Origin of the sequence: Acidovorax sp., from assembly GCF_027492855.1 — a bacterium.
Lineage (GTDB): Bacteria > Pseudomonadota > Gammaproteobacteria > Burkholderiales > Burkholderiaceae_C > Acidovorax.
The window spans coordinates 14,836-36,210 of sequence record NZ_JAPUDY010000099.1; the positions used below are offsets into that span (position 1 = coordinate 14,836).

Consider the following 21,375-nt stretch of genomic DNA (forward strand, 5'->3'; position numbering starts at 1 on the left):
GTTCAAGGATTGTTTTCCATGGCTGTCATCCCCTGGCCTTTGAGCCCGTCTTTCAAGCCGAAACCCGCCGCCGCGAGCACGCCGGTGGCCGATGATGTGGCGGGTATGGCGGCGGCGCTGATCCAGTCGCGCCAGACCATCCTGCCCAAGCGCTTGGGCGCGCCAGGGCCGAATGCAGCCGAGCTGGCGCAGATTTTGAACGCTGCCGCCCATGCGCCCGACCACGGCCAACTGGTGCCCTGGCGCTTCATCCTGGTGCCCGAGGCCTCGCGCAAGCCGCTGGCCGACGTGTTTGCCCAGGCCCTGAGCGAGCGCGACCCCGCAGCCACGCCCGAGCAGGCTGAGCAGGCGCGCGAGAAGGCCTATCGCTCGCCCGTGCTGCTGCTGGCCGTTGTGGATGCCGCGCGCGGCGACGCCGAGATCGACCTGGCCGAGCGCACCGTCTCGGCCGGTTGTGCCGTGCAGAACATGCTGCTCATGGCCACCGCCCAGGGCTATGGTTCGGCGCTCACCAGCGGCAAGGCGCTCAAGGCAGACAGCCTGCGCGCACTGTTCGAGCTGACGCCGTCCGAGCAGGCCCTGTGTTTCGTCAGCATCGGCACCGTGTTGTCGCGCAAGGCCGTGCGCGCAAGGCCGGTGGCCGGTGCGTATGTGAGCACGCTGGACGCGAAGCGGGGCGTGTTGCCCGGCTTTTGATTTGTTTTTGATTGCGAGACTTTTTCATGGAAATTTCCAGCTTCGACGACCTGCTGCAAGCCTCACGCCAGCAGCCCGAGCCCCAGCGCCTGCTGTTTGTGTTTGCCGCTGCCGAATTGCCCGACGACGCCACCCCCGCGCAGCGCGCCCGCTTTGAAGCCGGGCAGGGCGGCGCCCTGGTGCCGCTGATGTGTGTGGACAAGGCGCCGCATGAGCTGGCCTCGTTCAACGCTTTGGTGGAAGAGGCCCGGCAGTTCACCGCCCCCGGCCACGACTGGGCCATGGTGTTTGCCGCAGCCATGTCAGGCACGCTCAACAAGGCGCCCACCAGCGCCGATGCCGAGGCGCCGCTGCAGCGCATGGTGGACGCGATCAAGGGCGGCGCACACGGCGCCTATATCCCGTTCGACCGCCAGGGCCTGCCCGTGCGATTGGGCTGAGGGGCCGGGTTGTGGCAACGGCAACCACTAACCAGGGCGCTGCCCGCCACCTTCCAGGCTTTAGCGCCCCGGCGGTGGGGTTCGAGCAGCCCTTTGCCATGCTGGAGGCCTGCCACGAACGTGTGTTGCGCACCCTGGCCCTGCTGGCGCGGCTGCGCGCCCATGTGCGCCAGCACGGGGCGGACGGCGACGCGCGCCAGGCCGCGCGTGACGTGCTGCGCTATTTCGACATGGCCGCGCCGCTGCACCATGAGGACGAAGAACTGCACGTCTTCCCGCTGCTGCTCGCGCAGGCCACGCCCGAGCTGAAAGCCCTGGTGCTGCGGCTGCAGCAGGACCATGTGGCGATGACCGCCGATTGGGCGGCCGCCCGAACGGGCCTGCTGGCGCTGGTGGACGGTGGCGCACAGGCATTCACCCCGCAGGACGAGGCTGCGTTCGACCGTTTTGCCGAACGCTATGGCGCACACATTGAAGCCGAAGAGGGCGCGGCCTATCCCGCTGCCGTCGCCCTGCTGGCCCCGGCCTCCTTGGCCACCATGGGGCGCGAGATGGCTGCACGGCGCGGCGCCTAATGTTCGCTATAAAAACAATAGCTTGTTGCGATTGATGGACGGGCGGTAGAGCCTTTTTTCTATCAAATAAAGTGGACACGAGGCCGCTTCGCGTGGCTCCACCCCGCTGCTTCCCACTGACGATGCCAGCCATGCCGCCTGGGCAGCACCTGTAACCACGCAAGGCGCCGTGGCCGCGCGATACTGGGCGCCGCCCCGTTTTGCCTGTCTGCCCGCCGGTTGTTTCGTATGCGCCGTCCCCTCTTTGTTCTTCGTGTCCTCGCCACGCTCGCACTGGCCTGGGCGGCGGCCGCTGCCTGTGTGGCGCTGCATACCCCCTTGCCCTGGATGATCGGCCCCTTGTTGGCCACATCGCTGGTGTCGATCATGGGCGGCCCCACCGAAAGCTGGGGCCCGCTGCGCAACGCAGGGCAGTGGACCATCGGCGCGGCACTGGGGCTGTATTTCACGCCCGATGTGGTGGCGCTGATTGGTGGCCTGTGGTGGGCCATCGTGCTGGGCATCGTGTGGGCGCTGCTGCTGGGCTGGCTGTTTGGCGCCTGGCTGTACCGGGTGCATGCGCCGCGCATGCATGGCGTGCCCGCGCCCATGCTGCGCGCCACCAGCTACTTTGCGGGCGCGATCGGCGCGGCGTCCGAGATGACCTTACTGTCCGAGCGCGAGAACGCGCGCACCGACCTGGTGGCGGCCAGCCACAGCCTGCGCCTGCTCATCGTCACGGTGACGATTCCGTTTGCGCTGCAGTGGAGCGGCCTGCACGGCCTCGATATCCTGCCGCCCACGCTGCGCGTGGTGAGCTGGCCGGGCTTGGCGCTGACGGCGCTGCTCACCGGGGCCGGTGCGCTGCTCATGGACCGCCTGGGCCGCGCCAACCCCTGGTTCATGGGGGCGATGCTGGTGTCCATGGGGCTCACCATGGCGGGGCAGAGCCTGTCGGCCGTGCCCCAGGGGCTGGTCAACGCGGCACAACTGGTGATTGGCGTCAGCCTGGGGGTGCGCTTTCGCAAGGAGTTCCTGCACACGGCGCCGCGCTGGCTGGCCACGGTGGCCGTGGGCACGCTGGGGCTGATGGGTGTGTGCGCCTTGTTCGCCGGGGCGCTGGCCTGGGCCACCGGGCTGCCCTGGGTCACGCTGCTGCTGGGCACTTCACCCGGCGGTATTACCGAAATGGCCATCACGGCCAAGGTGCTGCAACTGGGCGTGCCGGTGGTGACGGCCTTCCAGGTGTGCCGACTGATTGCGGTGCTGATGCTGGTGGAGCCGATGTACCGGCGGATTTACCCCGCCGGTCAGTGAACCACCACGGGGTTCTGCGCCAGGCCCGCATAGCGGTCCAGCGCGTCTTCCACCTCTTCCTGCGTGGGGGTGTCGCGCTGCCAGGCCAGGATCTGCTCCTGAAACATTTCGGCCCAGGAGCCGTCGAGATAAACCTCTTTGCCCGAGCGCTTGTCCACGATTTCAAAGCCGTGGCGTGCGAGCTGGGGGGTGGCGGGGGCGGTGTCGTTGAGCGCCTGGGCGCTCTTTTTCTCCACGGCGTCGGGCAGCATGTGGACCACCACGAAGGATTCTGAGTCGTAGAGCATGTGCATCGTGTTCCCCTTGTCGATATAGATGTCAGATGACAGCGGGTTCGCAGAGTTCAAGTGGCCGCCATTTCCATCCTCTGCTGCGTTCCAGTATTTCATGAAATCCGGTGCGCGCCGGACTCGCGGGGCTTTTTTGCGCAAATAGAGCTTGAGCGCAACACCCGGCTGGACGTTCAGGGCGCTCAGGGCGCGCTGCTGGCGCGCAACTGCAGGTCGGCAAAGTCGCCGTTGGCCTGGGTGAGCTTGATGCGCACCGGCAAATAGCCCAGTGCGGGCGCCACCCACAGCTCGGCTTTCTGGTCGTAGTCCTTGCGGGGCAGGCGCAGCAGCTTGAGCGTGGGCGTGGGGCCCACGGGCAGGTCCAGGGTTTCGGGGCCTTCGATGGTGAAGGCCCAGCGGTCGGCGCTGCGGGCGCTCACGGCGGTCAGCGTGATCTGGGTGCCGGGCACAAAACGGGCCGGGTCTGCGGCCAGCAAGGCGCCCAGCTGGATAAAGAGGCTCAGGCGGTCTTGCGCGCCGGGGCCCACGGCTGCCTCGGGGGTGTTGGCGCTGAAGGTGACGCGGCCCTTGGCATGGTCGAAATGCGCGGCCTGCTCGCTGCGGGATTTGTCGGCAAACCGCTCGGGCCGCAGGCCCTGCGCGGTGATCTGGCCCACGCTGCGTTGGGTGCGCGAGCCGACCAGGAAGGCGCTTACCTCCTGCCGGGCCTCGTAGCGGCTGCCATCGTGCTGCCACAGCAGCTCGGCCCGCGCGCTGTAGGCGAATTTTTTGGCTTGCCCGCTCACGTCGAAAGCCAGCCGGGTGGGGGGCGGAATGCGTACGGGTGGCGGTGGGGCGCCTGCGTTGCGGGCTGTGTTGGCGCCGGGGAGCACGATGTCCTGCCCGTCATCGGCTGCGGTGGGCTCGGGGGCGGGTGGTGCTGAGGCTGCCGGTACGGGGGGCTGGGCTGGGAGGGCGGTCTCAGGCTCTGGCGTGGAGGCCGGGGCCGCCGGGCTGGTGCTCACATCGGCGTCGGCGCTGGCCATCTGCACGGGGGCTTCGGCCGGGGGAGCCTGTGTGGGTGCAGGGGGTTCGGCAATGGCCTGGGATGGCGTGGGGCGCTCTTCCTGCACGGGCGGCGCGGGCTTTGTTTTGCGCACGGGTGGAGGTTTGGGCGTCGGCGCAGCCACCACAGGTGGCGGCGCGGGCGGTGGCGGCGGCGGGGCCGCCACGCTGCGGGTGCTGAATACCCGGCCGCTCTCGGGCTGGGAAGGGCTGTCCCAGGCCAGGGGCACGGCACGCAGCGCCAGCCAGTGCAGGGCGAGCACCAGGGCGGTGATGAGAACCAGCGCGCTGCGGGGCATTCGTCGGCGTGGTGCGAGGTGGGGCTCAGGCGGTGCCTGCGCCCAGGTCGCTCGATAGCTGGGCCGCGGCGGCGCGCAGCGGGGCGTCGATGGCTCCATCCCACTCGGGGTCGAAGGTGGCGATGGAGCCTAGCGTGGTGATGCCCAGCACCAGGTGGCCGTCGGCGTCGAACACCGGCGCGCAGAACGCGACGATGCCGGGCAGCAGGGTGTCCACCACCCGCGCCGCGCCGTGCGTGCGCACCTCGGCCAGCAGGGCATTGACCTCGGTCATGGTGGAGGGCAGGTCGGTGCGGCGCATCTTGACGGCGCGGGCCAGTTCGTCTTTGATCAGCGGTGCGACCACGTCGTGCGCCATGAGCGCGGCAAAACAGCGCCCCGTGGCCGACGACAGCAGCGGCATCACGTCGCCCAGGCGCAGGTTGGCGGTCACGGTCTGGGGCGATTCCTCCCAGTGCACGATGGTGGGGCCATGGTTGCCCCACACGGCCAGCGCCAGCGTGTGGCCGATACCTTCCATGAGTTCGGGCATGCGTTCGCGCGCCAGGCGCACGGCGTCCAGCCGGGCCAGCGAGGCCAGCCCCAGTTTGAGGGCGGCGGGGCCCAGGTCGTAGCGCGCATTGCGCGGGTCTTGCGTGACCAGGCCCAGGCGCTGAAAGCTCACCAGGTATCGGTGTGCCTTGGCCGCGCTCATGCCGGCCGAGGCCGCCACGTCCTTGAGCATCAGCGGCCCGCGCGAGCGCGCCAGCCCCTCCAATAGGGCAAACCCCACCTCTACAGATTGAATACCTGCACGTTCTTTGTCCATGTGCAATAGAATTTGGTTGTTTTGTTTAGTTAAATCAATTTACCCAAGCGTAATTCGTGTTGGGTGAAGAATTTCAACCTCTGAAGACAAAGGTTCTGCCCCATGAAACTTGCTACTTACAAAGACGGCTCGCGCGACGGCCAGCTGGTTGTCGTCTCCCGTGACCTGGGCACGGCCCATTATGCGACTGGCATCGCCAGCAAGCTCCAGCAGGCGCTGGATGACTGGGGTTTCGTGTCGCCCCAGTTGCAGGACCTTTACGACCAGCTCAACAGCGGCCGCGCACGCCACGCCTTCCCTTTTGATCCGGCCCAGTGCATGGCCCCGCTGCCGCGTGCATACCAGTGGGCGGATGGTTCGGCCTACATCAACCACGTCGAATTGGTGCGAAAAGCACGCAACTCAGAGGTTCCTGAGAGCTTCTACACCGATCCGCTGATGTACCAGGGTGGCAGCGACGACTTCATCGGCCCCCGCGACGACGTGGTGGTGCCCAGCGAAGCCATGGGCATCGACTTCGAGGCCGAAATTGCCGTGGTGACGGGCGATGTGAAGATGGGCACCACCGCCGACCAGGCGCTGGACGGCATCCGCCTGGTGATGATTGCCAACGACGTCTCCCTGCGCAACCTGATCCCCGCCGAGTTGGCCAAGGGCTTCGGCTTCTTCCAGAGCAAGCCCGCCACCGCCTTCGGCCCTGTGGCCGTGACGCTGGACGAACTGGGCGACGCCTGGGACCACGGCCGCGTCAACCTCACCGTGCAATCCACCTGGAACGGCCGCAAGGTCGGCATGTGCGACGCAGGCCCCGAGATGACTTTTCACTTCGGCCAGCTCATCGCCCACGTGGCCAAGACGCGTAACCTGCGCGCTGGCTCCATCATCGGCAGCGGCACCGTGAGCAACAAGGGCGTTACCGACGCCAACGGCCGCACCGAATGGCCCAAGGGCTATAGCTGCATCGCCGAAAAGCGCTGCATCGAAACCATCCAGGACGGCAAGCCCAGCACCGAGTTCATGAAGTTCGGCGACACCATCCGCATCGAGGTCAAGGGCAAGGACGGCGCCAGCATCTTCGGCGCCATTGACCAAGCCATCGCGGCCCCTGCCGCCTGATGGACGGACTGCAAGATTTTTGAATAAAACAGGCGCTAGCGCTTATTGAATAAGCGCTAGTAGCTATTAATTTGATAGTGAAGCAATAGTAAATCAATAGGAGACAGCCCCATGCAACGCAGAACCCTCTTGTCCGCCCTGGCCGCCGCAGGCGCCACCTCCGCAGCCCCTTGGGCCGCTGCCCAATCCGCCTGGCCCGACCAGCCCCTGCGCTGGGTCGTGCCGTACCCGGCTGGCGGCGGCACCGACGTGCTGGCGCGCACCGTGGCCGAAGCCATGCGCCAGACGCTGGGCCAGCAGATCGTGGTGGACAACCGCCCCGGCGCATCGACCAACATCGGCGCGCAGATGGTGGCCACGGCCAAGCCCGACGGCAACACCTTCATGTCGGCCGACAACGCCGTGCTGGCTTTCAACGAACACCTGTTCAGCAAGCTGCCCTTCAACCCCGACAAGGACTTCACCTACGTGGGTGGCATCAGCCGCTTCCCGCTGGCACTGGTGGTGCATCCCTCGTTCGAGGCCAAGACGGTGAAGGAATTCCTCGCCTACGCCCGCGCCAACCCCGGCAAGCTCAACTACGCATCGCCCGGCAACGGCTCGCCGCACCACCTGGCGATGGAGATGTTCAAGCACCGCACCAAAACCTTCCTCACGCACATCCCCTACCGCGGCGCAGCGCCCGCGCTGCAGGATGTGATGGGCGGCCAGGTGCCTTGTATGTTCCTGGACCTGGCGGCGGGCCTGCCCATCATCACCTCGGGCAAGGTGCGTGCCCTGGCCATCGGCTCGGCCAAGCGCGTGGCCGCGCTGCCCGACGTGCCCACCCTGGCCGAAGCCGGTGTGCCCGACACCGAGGTGTTTGCGTTCCAGGGCATCCTGGCCCCCGCTGGCCTGCCTGCGGCCATCACCACGCGCCTGAACGCCGACCTGAACAAGGCACTGCTCAACCCCGCCGTGGTCAAGCGCATGGCCGACTTCGGCATGGAAGCCCTGCCCGGCACGCCCGAGCAGTTCCACACCATGGCGCGGGCCGAGTCCAAGCGCTGGGGCGAGATCATCAAGGCAGCCGGGGTGAAGCTCGACTGATTGATCACCACGGCCTGCCTGGCCGCCTGCTTACTCAGGCAGGTGGCACACCGCTTCCATGTTGTTGCCCTCGGGGTCGATGACAAAGGCGCCGTAGTAATGCGCGTGGTAGTCGGGCCTGAGGCCAGGGGCGCCGTTGCCCTTGCCGCCTGCCGCAAGGGCGGCGGCGTAAAACGCATCCACCTGCGCACGGTTCTGGGCGCGCCACGCCAGGTGGCAGCCCGTGGTGGCGGGCGGGCCTCCGTAGGGCGAGGGGCCGTCGATGAACCACACATCGGCCTTCTTGCCATCGGGCTCGGACGCATCCGGGTAGGCAAAGCCCAGTATGTTCGCGCCGTAATTGCCTTCAAAAGACAGGCTGTAGCCCAGTGGCTCCAGGGCAGCGCTGTAGAACGCCTTGGCGCGGCCGATGTCGGTCACGCGGAAAGTCATGTGGTCAAGCATGGGGGGGCTCCTGAATTGGTTGTGGTGTGCACGGCTGCTTTGGCTACGCACATAAATACTGTAATTAATCACAGTATTTTTGGCAAGGGATATATCCGGCGCTGCCAGCGCTGCCGGCGGTTGGCGTTTTGGGTGCCCATCCCCCATCGTTGATGGTTTGTCGTGCTGGTGACGTGTTGGCCGGTGGCACCGCCCGCACAATGAATTGAACGGCTCGCCGCCACGCGGAGCGCGCCGTTTTCCCCACAAACCCCTGCCACCATCCCATGCTGAACTTCGACTTCCACAACCCCACCCACATCGTCTTCGGCCAGGGCCGCATTGCCGACCTGGACAAGCTGGTGCCCGCTGCTGCCAAGGTGCTCATCCTGGTGGGCGGCGCCAGTGCCGAAAAGACGGGCACCCTGGCCGAGGTACGCGCCGCGCTGGGCGAGCGCCCGCACGCCACCTTCAGCGGCATCGAGCCCAACCCAAGCTACGAAACCTCCATGAAGGCCGTGGCGCAGATCCGCGAAGGCGGGTTTGACTTTCTGCTGGCCGTGGGTGGCGGTTCGGTGATCGACGCGGTGAAGTTCATCGCCGCCGCCGTGAAGTTCGAAGGCAGCGACCCCTGGGCCATCCTTGAAAAACACGGACGCAACATCCGGGGCGCGCTGCCGTTTGGCACCGTGCTCACGCTGCCCGCCACGGGGTCTGAAATGAACAACGGTGGCGTCATCACCCACCGCGCCAAGGGCGCCAAACTGTCGTTTGGCAGCCCACACATGTACCCCGTGTTCTCGGTGCTCGACCCCACCAAAACATACACCTTGCCGCCCCAGCAACTGGCCAACGGCGTGGTCGATGCATTTGTGCACACGGTGGAGCAATACCTCACCTACCCGGTCAACGCGCCCGTGCAGGACCGTTTTGCCGAGGGCATTTTGCAGACGCTGATCGAGATCGGCCCGCGCCTGCTCACGGCCCCCGCGCCTGTGTACGACGACCGCGCCAACCTCATGTGGGCCGCGACCATGGCGCTCAACGGCCTGATCGGCGCGGGTGTGCCGCAGGACTGGGCCACACACATGATCGGCCACGAACTCACAGCGCTGCACGGCATTGACCACGCACGCACGCTGGCCATCGTGCTGCCTGCGCTGCTGCACGAGCGCAGGGGCGCCAAACGCGCCAAGCTGCTGCAGTTCGGCGCGCGCGCGTGGGGCATCACCAAGGGCAGCGAGGACGAACGCATCACCGCCGCCATCGAGCGCACGCGTGGTTTCTTCGAAAGCATGGGCATCGCCACGCGCCTGTCGGGCTATGGCCTGGGCGCCGACACCGTGGGCGCGGTGGTGGCGCAGCTCGAAGCGCATGGCATGGTGGCGTTGGGCGAGCAGCGCGAGATCACGCCCGCCGTCAGCCGCCGCATCCTCGAAGCTGCGCTGTAGCGCGGTCGCCCGGACTTCGGCTCCCGCCGCCGCAGCGGCACTTCGCGCCGTGTGGCGGGGTTTCGTCGCAAACACGTTGGGGCTGCCGCAGTGCGTGCCTACAGTGCCTTTTATGCCGCCTTTGGTGGGCTGCCTGAAAGGTTTCTGATGATGTCCCTGCGCTTCTTGTTCCAGCCCCGACCCCTTATTGCCGCCGCGCTGTTGGCGCTGGCGGGGCATGCAGCCGCGCAGCACGCGGGCTATCGCACGATGGTCGTGCCCGGTGCGGCGCCCGTGACGGTGGCGCTGTTCTACCCCACGGCCACCGCTGCCCGCACCGTGTCCATGGGCCCCTGGCAGCCGGTGGTGGCGCCTGGCGCACCAGCAGCAGCGGGGCCGCTCAAGGGCCTGATCCTGATCTCCCACGGCACGGGCGGAACCGAGCTGGGCCACCACAACCTGACCACGCGCCTCGCGTCCGACGGCTACCTTGTCGCCGCACTGCGCCACCCTGGCGACTATTGGGAAGATCGATCGATGGTCACGTCGGGCCGCTATTTCGGCGAGCGCCCGCGCCAGGTCAGCCGTGTGCTCGATGCGCTGCTGGCCAGCCAGGAATGGGGCGCGCGCATTCCTGCCGAGCGCATTGGCGCGGTGGGCCACTCGGCGGGGGGCTACACCGTGCTGGCGCTGGCCGGTGCGCAGGCCGAACCCGTCCGCGCCTTCCGGCACTGCCGCAGCGTGCAGGATGACCCAATGTTTTGTTCACTGGGCAAGCTTGAGGCGGGCAGCGCAGCGCTACCGCCCCCAGCAGCGCCCACGGCGGCCGTCAGTGCCGCTGTGCCCCTGGACGGGCCGCGCGTGTCCGTGCCCGACCCGCGCATCCGCGCCATCGTGGCAATGGCGCCGGTGGCGGTGGTGCTCACCCCCGAAAGCCTGGCCGCCATCACCGTGCCGACGCGCGTCATCATGGCCGAGCGTGATGTGGTGCTCAACGGCAAATATCACGGCCAGCATGTGGCAGCGCACATACCACGTGCGGAGACGAGCACGGTGGCGGGTGCCGGGCACTTTGCCTTCATGGCGCAATCGACCTGGCCGCTGCCGTCGGACGCTGGCGACGCCGCAGCCAACCCCGAGGGCTTTGACCGTGTGGCCTACCACGCCACGCTGGAGAACCAGGTGGCGGAGTTCTTTGGGCGGCTGTGGCGGTGACACCGGATTTTTGAATAAAAAGGCTGCTGGCGCTTATATTTAAAGCGCCAAAAGCTATTAAAAAGTGAGCATTCTCCGGTGGCCCACACGCGCAGGCATCACGCAGGCTGCGCCGCCTTGGACGGGTTGGCCTCTACCTCCACCAGGCAGTCGTAAAACGTCGGCGCCCGGCCCAGGTCGGTCAGGGCCTGGCTGGTGACCTCGTTCACGTTGGTGCCATCGAGCCCCATCTTGCGCCACCAAATGCCCAGGCCGTTGACCACGCCGGGGCGTGCGCGGCGTGAGACGGTGGCGTGGCACAGGTAGCTGCCCCGGCCGTTGAACACGCGCACCACGGCATCGTTGGCAATGCCGCGCGCTTCGGCGTCGTCGGGGTGGATCTCCAGCACCGGGCGGCCTTCGATGTTGCGCAGGCTTTGTACATTGACGAACGTAGAGTTCAGAAAGTTGCGCGCAGGCGGCGAGATCATGGCCAGCGGGTAGCGCGCGTCCGAGCCCTGCAGCTCGTGGTTGGGCAGGTGGTCGGGCAGGCCGTCCAGCCCCTGTGCGGCCAGGCGGGCGCTGTAGAACTCGCACTTTCCACTGGGGGTGGGAAAGCCGCCTTCGGCAAACGGCGCATCGGGCACGGCCAGCGTGGCAAAACCTTGCGATTCGAGCAGCGCGTAATCCACGCTGCTGCCAAAGGCCTGGCGGCACAGGGCCTCGTCGCTGTCGGCAAAACAGGGATCGGCAAAGCCCATGCGTGCGGCCAGGTCGCGGAAGATCTGGGCGTTGCTGCGGGCCTGGCCCTGGGGTTGAATGGCCGGGCGGTTCAGCACCACGTCGGTGTGGCCGTAGCTGAGGTGTACGTCCCAGTGTTCGAGCTGCGTGGTGGCGGGCAGGATGTAGTCGGCGTAGTCGGCCGTGTCGGTCTTGAAATGCTCCAACACCACGGTGAACAGGTCTTCGCGCGCAAAGCCACGCACCACCTTGCCCGACTCGGGCGCCACGGCCACGGGATTGCTGTTGTAGACCACAACGGCTTCGACCTGGGGGCCGAATTCTGGCGATGCGCCGCGCAGCAGGTCGTCGCCGATGGTGGACATGTTGATGGTGCGCGGTGTTTTTGTTGGCATCAGTTCGGGCCGCTGCAGCACCCCGCGCTGCGCCGGGAACTGCCCCGAGCTGGACAACAACACGCCGCCCGCGCGGTGCCGCCAGGCGCCGGTGAGCGCAGGCAGGCAGGCCACGGCACGCACCGCGTTGCCGCCGCCGCGCACGCGCTGCATGCCGTAGTTCAGGCGGATGGCGGCGGGTTTTGTGGTGCCGTAGTCCTTGGCGAGCTGGCGGATTTGTTCCACGGGCACGCCGCAGATTTCGGCTGCGCGCTCGGGCGGCCATTGCAGGGCACGCTCGCGCAGCCGATCCCAGCCCAGCGTGTGGCGGGCGATGTAGTCATGGTCCAGCCAGTCGTTGGCGATCAGCTCGTGCATCAGCGCCAGGGCCAGGGCGGCATCGGTGCCGGGGCGCAGGGCAATGTGTTCGTGGCATTTGTCGGCCGTTTCGCTCTTGCGCGGGTCGATGCACACCAGCCGCGCGCCGTTGCGCTTGGCCTGCTGCGCGTAGCGCCAGAAATGCAGGTTGCTGCCGATCGAGTTGCTGCCCCAGATCAGGATGAGCTGCGCCTCGGCAAAAAACTCCACCTTCATGCCGACCTTGCCGCCCAGGGTCTGTATCAGCGCCTCGGCCCCGGCAGATGCGCAGATGGTGCGGTCGAGCTGCGAGGCGCCCAGCTTGTGGAAGAAGCGGCGGTCCATGCTTTCGCCCTGCACCATGCCCATGGTGCCCGCGTAGCTGTAGGGCAGGATGGCCTCGGGCGCGCGCGCAGCGATGGATTGAAGGCGCTGCGCGATGTCGGCCAGCGCTTCGTCCCAGCTAACCGGGGTGAACTGCCCGCTGCCCTTAGCGCCCGTGCGCTTGAGCGGGGTGAGCACACGCTCGGGGTGGTAGCTGCGCTCGGTGTATTTGCTCACCTTGGCGCACAGCGCGCCGTCGGTGTGCCGGTGCTCGGGGTTGCCCTGCACGCGGGTGGCGACGCCGTCCTCCACGGTGGTGAGCAGGGCGCAGGTGTCCGGGCAGTCGTGTGGGCAGGCGCCACGTACCTGGATGGGGGCAGGTTGGGCCGAAGCGGTGGAAGGCGTGGACATGGGTGGAGTGAACGTTAAACTGCCAAAAGGGTTGGAAGCGGCGCGCATGTCTGGACAACATCCTCAAGCCGTGCGCATCGTTGGCCCCAGCAGGCTGCTTACCGGCAGCGTCGAGGGGTCAACCTCGTGATGTTTGACAAGAACAGAAGAGATTTCACCATGAAGCCAATGACATGGGGGCGCAGGCAGTTTTCTGTGGGCCTGGGCGCGGTGGCGCTGGGTGGTTTCCAGATGGCGCGGGCACAAAGCGACGGCCGCATCGTGCTGGGGCAGTCGGCGGCCTTCACGGGGCCTGCGGCCCAGCTCGGGCTGCAGTTCAACCAAGGCGCCAAGCTCTTTTTCGACCAGCTCAACAGCCTGGGCGGCGTGGGCAAACGCACGGTCGAGATCCGCACCTTGGACGACGGCTACGAACCTGACCGCTGCGCCGAGAACACCCGAAAGCTCATCGAGGACGAGGTTTTTGCGCTGTTTGGCTACATCGGCACGCCCACCAGCCTGGCTGCGCTGCCGTTGTTCACCAAGGAAAAGGTGCCGTTCTTCGGCCCCTTCACCGGGGCTGAGGCGTTGCGTCAGCCGTTCAACCGGCTCATCTTTCATGTGCGCGCCTCGTACTACGACGAAACCGCGCTCATCGTGCGCCAGCTCACCAACCTCGGGCTCAAGAAGATCGCAGTGTTCTACCAAAACGACGCCTATGGCAAGGCGGGGCTCGAAGGGGTGACGCGGGCGCTGGCAGAACTTAAGCTCACTCCGACGGCCATGGCCACAGTGGAGCGCAACTCGACGGATGTGGCGGCGGCGGTGGAAAAGCTCGTGCCCGCTGCGCCCGACGCCGTGGTGCAGATCACGGCCTACGCCTCGGCGGCGGCGTTTGTGCGCGCGGCACGCGCAGCAGGTTTTGGCGGCACGTTCTACAACGTGTCATTTGTGGGCACACAGGCGCTGGCCGACGAACTGGGCAAGGACGGCGCGGGCGTGGTGGTGTCGCAGGTGGTGCCCTCGCCCTATCAGCCTTCGCGCCAGATCACGCGCGAGTTTCTGGAGTCCATCAAGAAGGGCGGCAGCAAGGTGCAGCCCAACTACTCCAGCATGGAGGGCTATCTGGCCGCGCGTGTGTTCGCGGAGGGCCTGCGCCAGGCGCAGTCCGGCGGCAAGGTCACGCGTGAGAGTTTCATTGCGGGCACCGAGGCCATTGGCACCCAGGTCATTTCGGGGTTTCCGGTGTCGTTCAGCGCCACCAGCCACGCGGCGTCGAAGTTTGTGGAGATGTCAATGCTGACAGGAGACGGACGGGTGCGCACTTGAGACCCTAACGTAGGGCCAATGCGGATGGCGTGCGTTCCGTGCCGCTCCTATATTCCCGCGCACTGCGCCATTTCCGGAGCAGACCCCGGAGGCGGCAATGCAATTCACACCCCCTGTTGCTCGTTGGGCGCGCGCGTGCTGCACCGTGCTGGCGCTGGCAGGCAGTTCCATCGCGCTCGCGCAGGTGCAGGCACCGACGCCGCCCATTGTGCTGGGGCAATCGGTGGCGCTCACGGGCGCTGGTGCGGCGCTTGCTGTTCCGTTTCAACAGGGTGCCAAGCTTTATTTTGACCGGGTGAATGCCTCCGGCGGAATCGGCGGACGGCGCATCGAATTGCTCACGCTCGATGACGCAGGGGCGCCCGAGCCCGCAGTGGCCAACACGCAGAAGCTGCTGGCGCAGAATCCGCTGGCCCTGTTTGGCTACTACGGCTCGCCCCAGGTCACGGCCAGCTACAAGCTCATCAAAGACGGCGACGTGTTGCTGTTTGCGCCGATGGCGGGCGGTGACGAATTCCGTGGCGCGGTGTACCCCAACGTATTCACGTTGCGGCCAGGCTACGCCGAAGAATCAGCCGCTGTGATGCGCCATGCCACCACGCTGGGCGCACGCAAGCTGGCGCTGCTGCATGGGGCCGACAGCGAATCCATGGCTGCGCTGGAGTCCGCCGAAAACACCCTCAACGGCCTGGGCGCCAACCTGGTTTTCAAGGGCACCATCACCGCGCCCGGAAAGGCGCTGGCCGCCAAGCCCGAATCCCTGTTGGTGATTGGTGATGCGCGGGCAGCGGGCGCTGCCATCCGCGATGTGCGCGCGCAGGGCTTTCGCGGGCCGGTCTATGGGTTCTCGAACACGGGAGAAAGCCTTCTTGCGGAGCAATTGGGCACGGCAGGCGCGGGCGTGGTGGTGGTGCGCGGCGTGCCCCGCAGCGACAACGCGCGCATGGCCATCGTGCGCGAGCTGCAGGCCGACGCGGCGGCGGGCAAGCTGGGCAAACCCAACGTGTACATGCTGGAGGGCTACATCGCAGCCCAGGTCATGACCGAGGCGCTGCGCCGCATGGGCAAGGACATCACCCGCGCCCGCCTGCGCAAGACGCTGGAGGGCATGGAAGAGTGGAATCTGGGCGGCTTTCGCGTGCACTTTGCGGGCGACCGGGTGGCGTCCCGCCTGCTGGAGCTGGGCCTGATCGACGCGCAGGGCCGGGTGCGGGAGTAGCGGGGCGTCAATAACCCGTTAACCCAGGGTGCGCCTGCGCGCCAGCCCCTGCATGAATGCCTCGCAGCGTGCCAACTGCGCGAGGCTCACATACTCATCAGGCTGGTGTGCCTGCTGGATGCTGCCAGGGCCACACACCACGGTGGAGATGCCCGCGTTTTTAAATAGCCCCGCCTCGGTGCCAAAGGCCACCAGTGTGGTGCCGGCTTCGCCCGTCAGCTCTTGTGCCAGGCGCGTCACGGGGTCGTCTTTGTTGCCCAGAAAGCTCGGGATCTCGCAGATGGTCTCGAAGCCAAAACCCGCCGAGGGCGCGATCTTCTTCATCGCTGGCTCCAGCGACTGCGCGTAGGCCACCACCTCGGCCTGCATTTGCGCGGCGTTGGCCGTGGGCAGGTCGCGGAACTCGTAGCGGAACTCGGCGTCGCGCGGCACCACGTTGTCGGCAATGCCGCCGTGGAACTGGCCCACGCTGGTGGTCGAGAACGGAACATCAAAACCTTCGAAGCGGGGCTCTTCACGCTCAAAACCTTCGCCCATGTCGCGCAGTCGGCCCACCACGCGGGCCGCCATCTCGATGGCATTCACCGAGTGCGGGGTGAGCGAAGAGTGCGCCTCTTTGCCGCGCACGCAGCACTTATAGCGGTACACGCCTTTGTGCGCGATGGCGGGCACCATGCTGGTGGGTTCGCCCACGATGCAGGCCAGGGGCAAGATGCGCGCGTCGCGCAGGTCGGCGATCAATTCCTTCACGCCAAAGCAGCCAATCTCTTCCTCGTAGCTGAAGGCGAAGTGGATGGCAAAGGGCGCATCGCTGTTCAAGAACTGTTCGGCCTGCGACACGGCGATGCCGATGAAGGACTTCATGTCGGCGCTGCCGCGCCCATAGAGCCTGCCGTCTTTCACCAGCGCGCTCAGCGGGTCCATGCTCCAGTCCTGCCCATCCCAGGGCACGGTGTCGGTGTGACCCGAGAGGATCACGCCAGCGGGCTTGCCTTCGCCCAGCGTGGCGAACAGGTTGGCCTTGGTCTTGTCGGCGTTGAAGGTGAGGCGGCTTTTTACGCCCAAACGTGCCAGGTGGTCGCGGATGAAGTGGATCAACTCCAGGTTGGAGCGGTCGCTGACGGTGTTCATGCGCACCAGGGTTTGCGCAAGTTCGAGGGCGGGGGAGGAGGGTGTCATGTTGCAGTGCAAATAAACCCCGGTTGGCGTGGGACAGGCCAGCGGGCTAGACTGTGAGATCGTAAGGATGCATATCATGAACGTTATCGACTCCATCGTCACCCAGGCGGCCGGTATTGCCGCGGTGCGCCGGGATATTCACGCCCACCCCGAACTGTGTTTTGAAGAAGTACGCACCGCCGACGTGGTGGCGCAAAAGCTCACCGAATGGGGCATTCCCATCCACCGCGGCCTGGGCAAGACCGGCGTGGTGGGCATCGTGAAGGGGCGCGACGGCGGCGCCAGCGGCCGTGCCATTGGCCTGCGCGCTGACATCGACGCCCTGCCCATGCAGGAATTCAACACCTTTGCCCACGCCAGCAAACATGCCGGCAAGATGCACGCCTGTGGCCACGACGGTCACACCGCCATGCTGCTGGCGGCCGCGCAGCACTTTGCCAAGCACCGCAACTTTGATGGCACCGTGTACCTGATCTTCCAGCCTGCCGAAGAAGGCGGCGGCGGCGCCCGCGTGATGATCGAGGACGGCCTGTTTGAGCAGTTCCCCATGCAGGCCGTGTTCGGCATGCACAACTGGCCTGGCATGCCCGTGGGCACCTTCGCTGTGAGCCCCGGCCCGGTGATGGCGTCCACCAGCGAGTTCAAGATCACCATCCGTGGCAAGGGCGGCCACGCGGCGCTGCCGCACAACAGCATCGACCCGGTGCCGATCGCCTGCCAGATGGTGCAGACCTTCCAGACCATCATCAGCCGCAACAAGAAGCCCGTGGATGCGGGCGTGATCTCGGTCACCATGGTGCATGCGGGCGAAGCCACCAACGTGGTGCCCGACAGTTGCGAACTGCAGGGCACGGTGCGCACCTTCACCGTTGAGGTGCTGGACATGATTGAAAAACGCATGCGCCAGATCGCCGAGCACGCCTGCGCTGCCCACGACGCCACCTGCGAGTTTGAATTTGTGCGCAACTACCCGCCCACCGTCAACTCGCCTGCAGAGGCCGAGTTTGCCCGCAAAGTCATGGCAGGCATCGTGGGCGAAGACCATGTGGTGGCGCAAGAGCCCACCATGGGCGCCGAAGACTTTGCCTACATGCTGCAGGCCAAGCCGGGTGCTTACTGCTTCATCGCCAATGGCGACGGCGCGCACCGCGAGATGGGCCATGGCGGCGGGCCCTGCATGCTGCACAACCCCAGCTACGACTTCAACGACGACCTGATCCCGCTGGGTGCCACCTACTGGGTCAAGCTGGCCGAAGAGTGGCTGGCTCAGCCAGCGGCCTGAGCGCGGCTATCCCTTCCGGTGGGCCCGCCAGGGGTGGCCGGATTCTTCTTGCCTATCTGCCGATCTCCGATGCATCCTTTGCATCGGGGTCGCTGTTTTTTCTTCATTCTTGATCACCCTTCCAGAAAGCTCTGCCCATGATTGGTATCGCCAACGCCTTCTCGCCCAGTTATGTCCGCGCACGCACCCAGTTTCTGGAGGCAGCCGCTACCGCAGGTCTGCCCATCGAATCACATGCCCATCCGCTCAAGGGCCGCGATGGTGAAGACCTGGCCATGGACGTGGTGCGCGACGGCCCGCCGGACGCTGACAAGCTGCTCATCGTGAGCAGCGCCTGCCACGGGGTGGAGGGTTACTGCGGCAGCGGCGTACAGGTGTTTGCACTGCACGACAAGGAGTGGCGTGACAAGGCCCACGCGGCGGGCGTGGCCACGCTCTACATCCACGCGCTCAACCCCTACGGCTTTTCGCATGTGCGCCGCTTCACGCACGAGAACGTGGATTTGAACCGCAACTTCCAGGACTTCAGCAAACCCCTGCCTGTGAATGAGGCCTACCGCGAAGTCCAGCCCTTGCTGCTGCCCGAGCAATGGCCGCCCGCGGCCGACAACGCCGCTGCCGTGCAGAAGTACATCGCCACCAAAGGCGAAGCCGCGTGGCAGGCCGCCATCTCGCAGGGGCAACACGAGTTTCCGCAAGGGCTGTTTTTTGGCGGCACCGAACCCACCTGGAGCAACCGCACGCTGCGCCAGGTGCTGCGCCAGCACGGCACGCGCGCCTCGCGTGTTGCCTGGATCGACCTGCACACCGGCCTGGGCCCCAGCGGCCATGGCGAACGCATCTACGCGGGCAACGACGACGATGTGGCGGTGGTCCGCGCGCGTGCCTGGTGGGACGGTGGCGGCGCCACGCCGGTCACGTCGATCTATGACGGCTCATCCACCTCGGCCTTTCTGACCGGGCTGATGTGGGCCTCGATCTACGACGAATGCCCGCAGGCCGAATACACCGGCATTGCGATGGAATATGGCACGGTGCCCGTGCTCGAAGTGATGAACGCGATCCGCGCCGAACAATGGGCGAACCTGCACCCCGAGGCACCCGCCGAGCAGCATGCGCAGATCAAGGCGCAGATGCTCGCGGCCTTCTATACCGACACCGATGCATGGAAGGGCCAGATCGTGAGCCAGGCGCGGCAGTCGATGTTCCAGGCGGTGGACGGTCTTACGGGCTGATATTGATAGCTAAATATGGTCTGGCGCTTATTCATAAAGCGCAAGCAGCTATCAAATATGGAGCATTCAGGCTGCGCCACGAAGAGGAGCGCAACAGGAGCCTCCCGCGTCAGTCGCCCCAGGGCAGCATCAAGGTGAGCAGCGACAGCTGGTCGAACTCCGGCGCGAAGGCGTCGATGATGAGTTGCGGCTCGGGGCATAGCGTGGTGTCGGTGATCACACCAAACTGCACGCCGCCGCCATAGCTCAGGATGGAGACCCCCAGGCCGATGTCGCCCGACTGCGGCACCCAGAACATGCACTGCGTGACGCGCGAGCCACACAGCGCGAGTTGCTCCTTGGGGCCGGGCACATTGGTCATCACGGCCGTGGTCTTGCGGCCAAACAGGTTGAGCAGCGCCTCTTGCGCGGGCTTGATCATCAGGCCCGCCACGGCCAGCATGGCGAACGCCAGGATGGGCTGGGTGCTGCCCTTGAGCGCACTCATGCGCCGACGCACCTCGTACACGCGCTCCACCGGGTTGGCCATGCCGATGGGCAGCACCAGCGGAACCAGGCCAAAGCGGTTGCCCAGTTTCCAGGCTTCTTCCATGGGGCGCAGGTTCACGGGGATCATGGCGCGGATCTCCTGGCCCGTGGGGTCGTCGCCCTGGCCGCGCAGATAGCCGCCGATGGCGCCCGCCACGCAAGACAGCAGCACGTCGTTGATGGAGCAGTTGAGTGCCTTGCCGATGGCCTTGACCTCCTCCAGCGGGATCGGCGGGCACCAGGCCACACGCTTGGCCTGGCCGGGCTGGCCTTTCAGGCGCGTGGGAGAGTCGTCGGGCATCAGCGCCAGGGCCGCCGCGTCGCTCACCAACTGGTAGGCCACGCGTGCCATGTCCATGGTGCCCGTCAAGCCGCTCTGCATGATTTTCTCGGGGTCGCCCAGCATTTGCAGCGACTTGGCCGCGCTGTCGCCCGCCAGATCGAGGGCCTTCACGGTGAGGCCGGTGAAGGGCTTGATGAGGGAGTCCGTGATCCAGTCCTCGGCCGTCGCGCCTTCGGCTGCCGCGCGGTGCTTGCGTTTGGGGGGCTCCGAGCCGCCGTCCACCAGCGACATGGTCACCGAGATCAGCGCGATGCCGTCGGCAATGCAGTGGTGGATGCGCACGATGAGCGCGCTGCCGGGTTGGCCGTCGTCGCCCACGAAGTTCTCGATCAGGTGCAACTGCCACAGCGGGCGGCGCGGATCCAGCGGCTGCATGGAAAGTTCGCCCACACGGTCTTGCAGCGCGCGCTGCATGCTGTGGCCCTTGCCTGCCCCCTGGGGGCGCGGGAGCTTCTCGCGCAGCACATGGGCGGCGATGTCGAAATGGCGGTCTTCCACCCAGGTGGCGCCCGCAGCATCTTCCACCACACGCTGGCGAAAGCGTGGGTACTGCAGCAGGCGCTGCTGCACGCGCTCGCACAGGTCTTCCCAGGTGATGCCTGGCGACAGCGTCCACACGCCGTTGATCATCATGAGGTTGCTGGACGAGTCCATGCGCAGCCAGGCGGTATCGACCTTGCTCATGCGCTCGCCCGACAGGCCCAGCATGCCGGTGGCGGCGCGGCGCACATTTTTCTGTACGGCGGTGGCCGCCTTGCGGGCGACGGGAGGCAGGGCCTGTGCGGCGCGGCGAGCGGCAGCGGGAGCCTGCGCGCGCGCCTGGCGCAGAGAGCTGGCGGCGCCTTTGGCGGCAGTGGCGCTGGGAGCTGGAATACGGGTCACCATCGGATGTACACCTGTTGTGTTTGTTTTTGGGGGCTTGCCTCTATGGATTGCGTGGCGCGCGGCCGTGCACAGCCCGTAAGATACAACGCAGCAATCCCTTGCCGACACCGTTCTTTCCCTCCCCCGTCCTCTACTTTCGTTTTCCATTCTAGGAGCAACCGACATGGCCGATCTGAACGCCACCTTCGAAGCCGCTGTGGCCAATTCCAAGAACCTCAGCGCGCGCCCCGACAACGCCACGCTGCTCAAGATCTATGCGCTGTACAAGCAGGCCACCGCTGGCGACAACGCCGAGAAGAAGCCCAGCTTCTCTGACATGGTGGGCCGCGCCAAGTGGGATGCCTGGAACAACCTCAAGGGCACCGAGGCCGATGCCGCCAAGCAGCAATACATCGACCTGATCACCTCGCTGAGCTGATCGGTCCAGGCGGAAAAGCCTGTGACCAACCCCAACAAAAAAGCGACCGAGGTCGCTTTTTTGTTGGAAAA

Annotated in this window: 20 protein-coding genes; 13 read left to right on the forward strand and 7 right to left on the reverse strand. The window is 66.3% G+C overall.

The window, feature by feature from the left end; genetic code table 11:
* Positions 1-18 precede the first annotated feature (18 nt).
* The 4 genes from Q0105_RS18360 (at position 19) to Q0105_RS18375 (ending at position 3,007) form a co-directional block, all read left to right on the forward strand.
* On the forward strand, positions 19-696 hold the full coding sequence (locus Q0105_RS18360; RefSeq protein WP_298213754.1) for a nitroreductase: 678 nt from the start codon (positions 19-21) through the stop codon (positions 694-696).
* 26 nt (positions 697-722) lie between these two features.
* Positions 723-1,136, forward strand: a complete 414-nt coding sequence (locus Q0105_RS18365; RefSeq protein ID WP_298213756.1) for a ribonucleotide reductase subunit alpha — start codon at positions 723-725, stop codon at positions 1,134-1,136.
* Positions 1,137-1,234: 98 nt separating this feature from the next.
* Positions 1,235-1,711, forward strand: a complete 477-nt coding sequence (locus Q0105_RS18370) for a hemerythrin domain-containing protein (RefSeq protein ID WP_298214439.1) — start codon at positions 1,235-1,237, stop codon at positions 1,709-1,711.
* A 228-nt stretch (positions 1,712-1,939) separates the two neighbouring features.
* Positions 1,940-3,007, forward strand: coding sequence for an AbrB family transcriptional regulator (locus Q0105_RS18375; RefSeq protein WP_298213758.1), 1,068 nt, complete (start codon positions 1,940-1,942; stop codon positions 3,005-3,007).
* On the opposite strand, the gene Q0105_RS18380 is transcribed toward Q0105_RS18375, so the two are convergent.
* From Q0105_RS18380 to Q0105_RS18390, 3 genes are all read right to left on the reverse strand, one after another.
* Positions 3,001-3,300 carry a DUF3567 domain-containing protein gene (locus tag Q0105_RS18380; RefSeq protein WP_298213760.1) on the reverse strand — a complete coding sequence of 100 codons (300 nt, stop codon included), beginning with the start codon at positions 3,298-3,300 and terminating at the stop codon, positions 3,001-3,003. The two genes, Q0105_RS18375 and Q0105_RS18380, sit on opposite strands and share 7 nt — an antisense overlap.
* A 179-nt stretch (positions 3,301-3,479) precedes the next feature.
* Positions 3,480-4,640, reverse strand: coding sequence for a DUF3108 domain-containing protein (locus Q0105_RS18385; RefSeq protein WP_298213762.1), 1,161 nt, complete (start codon positions 4,638-4,640; stop codon positions 3,480-3,482).
* A 25-nt stretch (positions 4,641-4,665) separates the two neighbouring features.
* Positions 4,666-5,448, reverse strand: a complete 783-nt coding sequence (locus tag Q0105_RS18390) for an IclR family transcriptional regulator (protein WP_298213764.1) — start codon at positions 5,446-5,448, stop codon at positions 4,666-4,668.
* 102 nt (positions 5,449-5,550) lie between these two features.
* Here Q0105_RS18390 and Q0105_RS18395 point away from each other — a divergent pair, with 102 nt between their 5' ends.
* Positions 5,551-6,564, forward strand: a complete 1,014-nt coding sequence (locus Q0105_RS18395; RefSeq protein ID WP_298213766.1) for a fumarylacetoacetate hydrolase family protein — start codon at positions 5,551-5,553, stop codon at positions 6,562-6,564.
* Between the two features lie 111 nt (positions 6,565-6,675).
* The gene (locus Q0105_RS18400) at positions 6,676-7,653 is read left to right on the forward strand and encodes a tripartite tricarboxylate transporter substrate binding protein (protein ID WP_298213768.1); all 978 of its coding nucleotides are present in this window, start codon (positions 6,676-6,678) and stop codon (positions 7,651-7,653) included.
* Positions 7,654-7,683: 30 nt separating this feature from the next.
* On the opposite strand, the gene Q0105_RS18405 is transcribed toward Q0105_RS18400, so the two are convergent.
* On the reverse strand, positions 7,684-8,097 hold the full coding sequence (locus tag Q0105_RS18405; protein ID WP_298213770.1) for a VOC family protein: 414 nt from the start codon (positions 8,095-8,097) through the stop codon (positions 7,684-7,686).
* Positions 8,098-8,363: 266 nt separating this feature from the next.
* Between Q0105_RS18405 and Q0105_RS18410 the strand changes: the two genes are divergently transcribed.
* On the forward strand, positions 8,364-9,527 hold the full coding sequence (locus Q0105_RS18410) for an iron-containing alcohol dehydrogenase (RefSeq protein WP_298213772.1): 1,164 nt from the start codon (positions 8,364-8,366) through the stop codon (positions 9,525-9,527).
* 150 nt (positions 9,528-9,677) lie between these two features.
* Entirely contained in the window at positions 9,678-10,721 is a 1,044-nt protein-coding gene (locus Q0105_RS18415) for a hypothetical protein (RefSeq protein ID WP_298213774.1), read from the forward strand.
* Positions 10,722-10,819: 98 nt separating this feature from the next.
* Here Q0105_RS18415 and Q0105_RS18420 read toward each other — a convergent pair whose 3' ends face one another.
* The gene (locus tag Q0105_RS18420) at positions 10,820-12,907 is read right to left on the reverse strand and encodes a molybdopterin oxidoreductase family protein (RefSeq protein ID WP_298213776.1); all 2,088 of its coding nucleotides are present in this window, start codon (positions 12,905-12,907) and stop codon (positions 10,820-10,822) included.
* Between the two features lie 168 nt (positions 12,908-13,075).
* Here Q0105_RS18420 and Q0105_RS18425 point away from each other — a divergent pair, with 168 nt between their 5' ends.
* Both Q0105_RS18425 and Q0105_RS18430 read left to right on the forward strand, forming a co-directional pair.
* Complete coding sequence (locus Q0105_RS18425; protein WP_298214441.1) at positions 13,076-14,215, forward strand: ABC transporter substrate-binding protein; 1,140 nt, start codon at positions 13,076-13,078, stop codon at positions 14,213-14,215.
* A 97-nt stretch (positions 14,216-14,312) separates the two neighbouring features.
* Positions 14,313-15,434 carry an ABC transporter substrate-binding protein gene (locus tag Q0105_RS18430; RefSeq protein WP_298213779.1) on the forward strand — a complete coding sequence of 374 codons (1,122 nt, stop codon included), beginning with the start codon at positions 14,313-14,315 and terminating at the stop codon, positions 15,432-15,434.
* Between the two features lie 18 nt (positions 15,435-15,452).
* Here Q0105_RS18430 and argE read toward each other — a convergent pair whose 3' ends face one another.
* Complete coding sequence (gene argE, locus Q0105_RS18435) at positions 15,453-16,613, reverse strand: acetylornithine deacetylase (RefSeq protein ID WP_298213781.1); 1,161 nt, start codon at positions 16,611-16,613, stop codon at positions 15,453-15,455.
* A 76-nt stretch (positions 16,614-16,689) separates the two neighbouring features.
* Here argE and Q0105_RS18440 point away from each other — a divergent pair, with 76 nt between their 5' ends.
* Both Q0105_RS18440 and Q0105_RS18445 read left to right on the forward strand, forming a co-directional pair.
* Complete coding sequence (locus Q0105_RS18440) at positions 16,690-17,895, forward strand: M20 aminoacylase family protein (RefSeq protein ID WP_298213783.1); 1,206 nt, start codon at positions 16,690-16,692, stop codon at positions 17,893-17,895.
* Positions 17,896-18,032: 137 nt separating this feature from the next.
* Positions 18,033-19,130: a M14 family metallopeptidase gene (locus tag Q0105_RS18445; RefSeq protein ID WP_298213785.1), complete on the forward strand. Its 1,098-nt coding sequence runs from the start codon at positions 18,033-18,035 to the stop codon at positions 19,128-19,130.
* A gap of 109 nt (positions 19,131-19,239) precedes the next feature.
* On the opposite strand, the gene Q0105_RS18450 is transcribed toward Q0105_RS18445, so the two are convergent.
* The gene (locus Q0105_RS18450) at positions 19,240-20,886 is read right to left on the reverse strand and encodes a wax ester/triacylglycerol synthase family O-acyltransferase (protein ID WP_298213786.1); all 1,647 of its coding nucleotides are present in this window, start codon (positions 20,884-20,886) and stop codon (positions 19,240-19,242) included.
* 163 nt (positions 20,887-21,049) lie between these two features.
* Between Q0105_RS18450 and Q0105_RS18455 the strand changes: the two genes are divergently transcribed.
* On the forward strand, positions 21,050-21,304 hold the full coding sequence (locus tag Q0105_RS18455; RefSeq protein WP_298213787.1) for an acyl-CoA-binding protein: 255 nt from the start codon (positions 21,050-21,052) through the stop codon (positions 21,302-21,304).
* Positions 21,305-21,375 lie beyond the last annotated feature (71 nt).

Coding starts and splice junctions, on each gene's coding strand:
- Q0105_RS18360 (WP_298213754.1), top strand. CDS start 19: ATGGCTGTCATCCCCTGGCCTTTGAGCCCGTCTTTCAAGCCGAAACCC.
- Q0105_RS18365 (WP_298213756.1), top strand. CDS start 723: ATGGAAATTTCCAGCTTCGACGACCTGCTGCAAGCCTCACGCCAGCAG.
- Q0105_RS18370 (WP_298214439.1), top strand. CDS start 1,235: ATGCTGGAGGCCTGCCACGAACGTGTGTTGCGCACCCTGGCCCTGCTG.
- Q0105_RS18375 (WP_298213758.1), top strand. CDS start 1,940: ATGCGCCGTCCCCTCTTTGTTCTTCGTGTCCTCGCCACGCTCGCACTG.
- Q0105_RS18380 (WP_298213760.1), bottom strand. CDS start 3,300: ATGCACATGCTCTACGACTCAGAATCCTTCGTGGTGGTCCACATGCTG.
- Q0105_RS18385 (WP_298213762.1), bottom strand. CDS start 4,640: ATGCCCCGCAGCGCGCTGGTTCTCATCACCGCCCTGGTGCTCGCCCTG.
- Q0105_RS18390 (WP_298213764.1), bottom strand. CDS start 5,448: ATGGACAAAGAACGTGCAGGTATTCAATCTGTAGAGGTGGGGTTTGCC.
- Q0105_RS18395 (WP_298213766.1), top strand. CDS start 5,551: ATGAAACTTGCTACTTACAAAGACGGCTCGCGCGACGGCCAGCTGGTT.
- Q0105_RS18400 (WP_298213768.1), top strand. CDS start 6,676: ATGCAACGCAGAACCCTCTTGTCCGCCCTGGCCGCCGCAGGCGCCACC.
- Q0105_RS18405 (WP_298213770.1), bottom strand. CDS start 8,097: ATGCTTGACCACATGACTTTCCGCGTGACCGACATCGGCCGCGCCAAG.
- Q0105_RS18410 (WP_298213772.1), top strand. CDS start 8,364: ATGCTGAACTTCGACTTCCACAACCCCACCCACATCGTCTTCGGCCAG.
- Q0105_RS18415 (WP_298213774.1), top strand. CDS start 9,678: ATGTCCCTGCGCTTCTTGTTCCAGCCCCGACCCCTTATTGCCGCCGCG.
- Q0105_RS18420 (WP_298213776.1), bottom strand. CDS start 12,907: ATGTCCACGCCTTCCACCGCTTCGGCCCAACCTGCCCCCATCCAGGTA.
- Q0105_RS18425 (WP_298214441.1), top strand. CDS start 13,076: ATGACATGGGGGCGCAGGCAGTTTTCTGTGGGCCTGGGCGCGGTGGCG.
- Q0105_RS18430 (WP_298213779.1), top strand. CDS start 14,313: ATGCAATTCACACCCCCTGTTGCTCGTTGGGCGCGCGCGTGCTGCACC.
- argE (WP_298213781.1), bottom strand. CDS start 16,613: ATGACACCCTCCTCCCCCGCCCTCGAACTTGCGCAAACCCTGGTGCGC.
- Q0105_RS18440 (WP_298213783.1), top strand. CDS start 16,690: ATGAACGTTATCGACTCCATCGTCACCCAGGCGGCCGGTATTGCCGCG.
- Q0105_RS18445 (WP_298213785.1), top strand. CDS start 18,033: ATGATTGGTATCGCCAACGCCTTCTCGCCCAGTTATGTCCGCGCACGC.
- Q0105_RS18450 (WP_298213786.1), bottom strand. CDS start 20,886: ATGGTGACCCGTATTCCAGCTCCCAGCGCCACTGCCGCCAAAGGCGCC.
- Q0105_RS18455 (WP_298213787.1), top strand. CDS start 21,050: ATGGCCGATCTGAACGCCACCTTCGAAGCCGCTGTGGCCAATTCCAAG.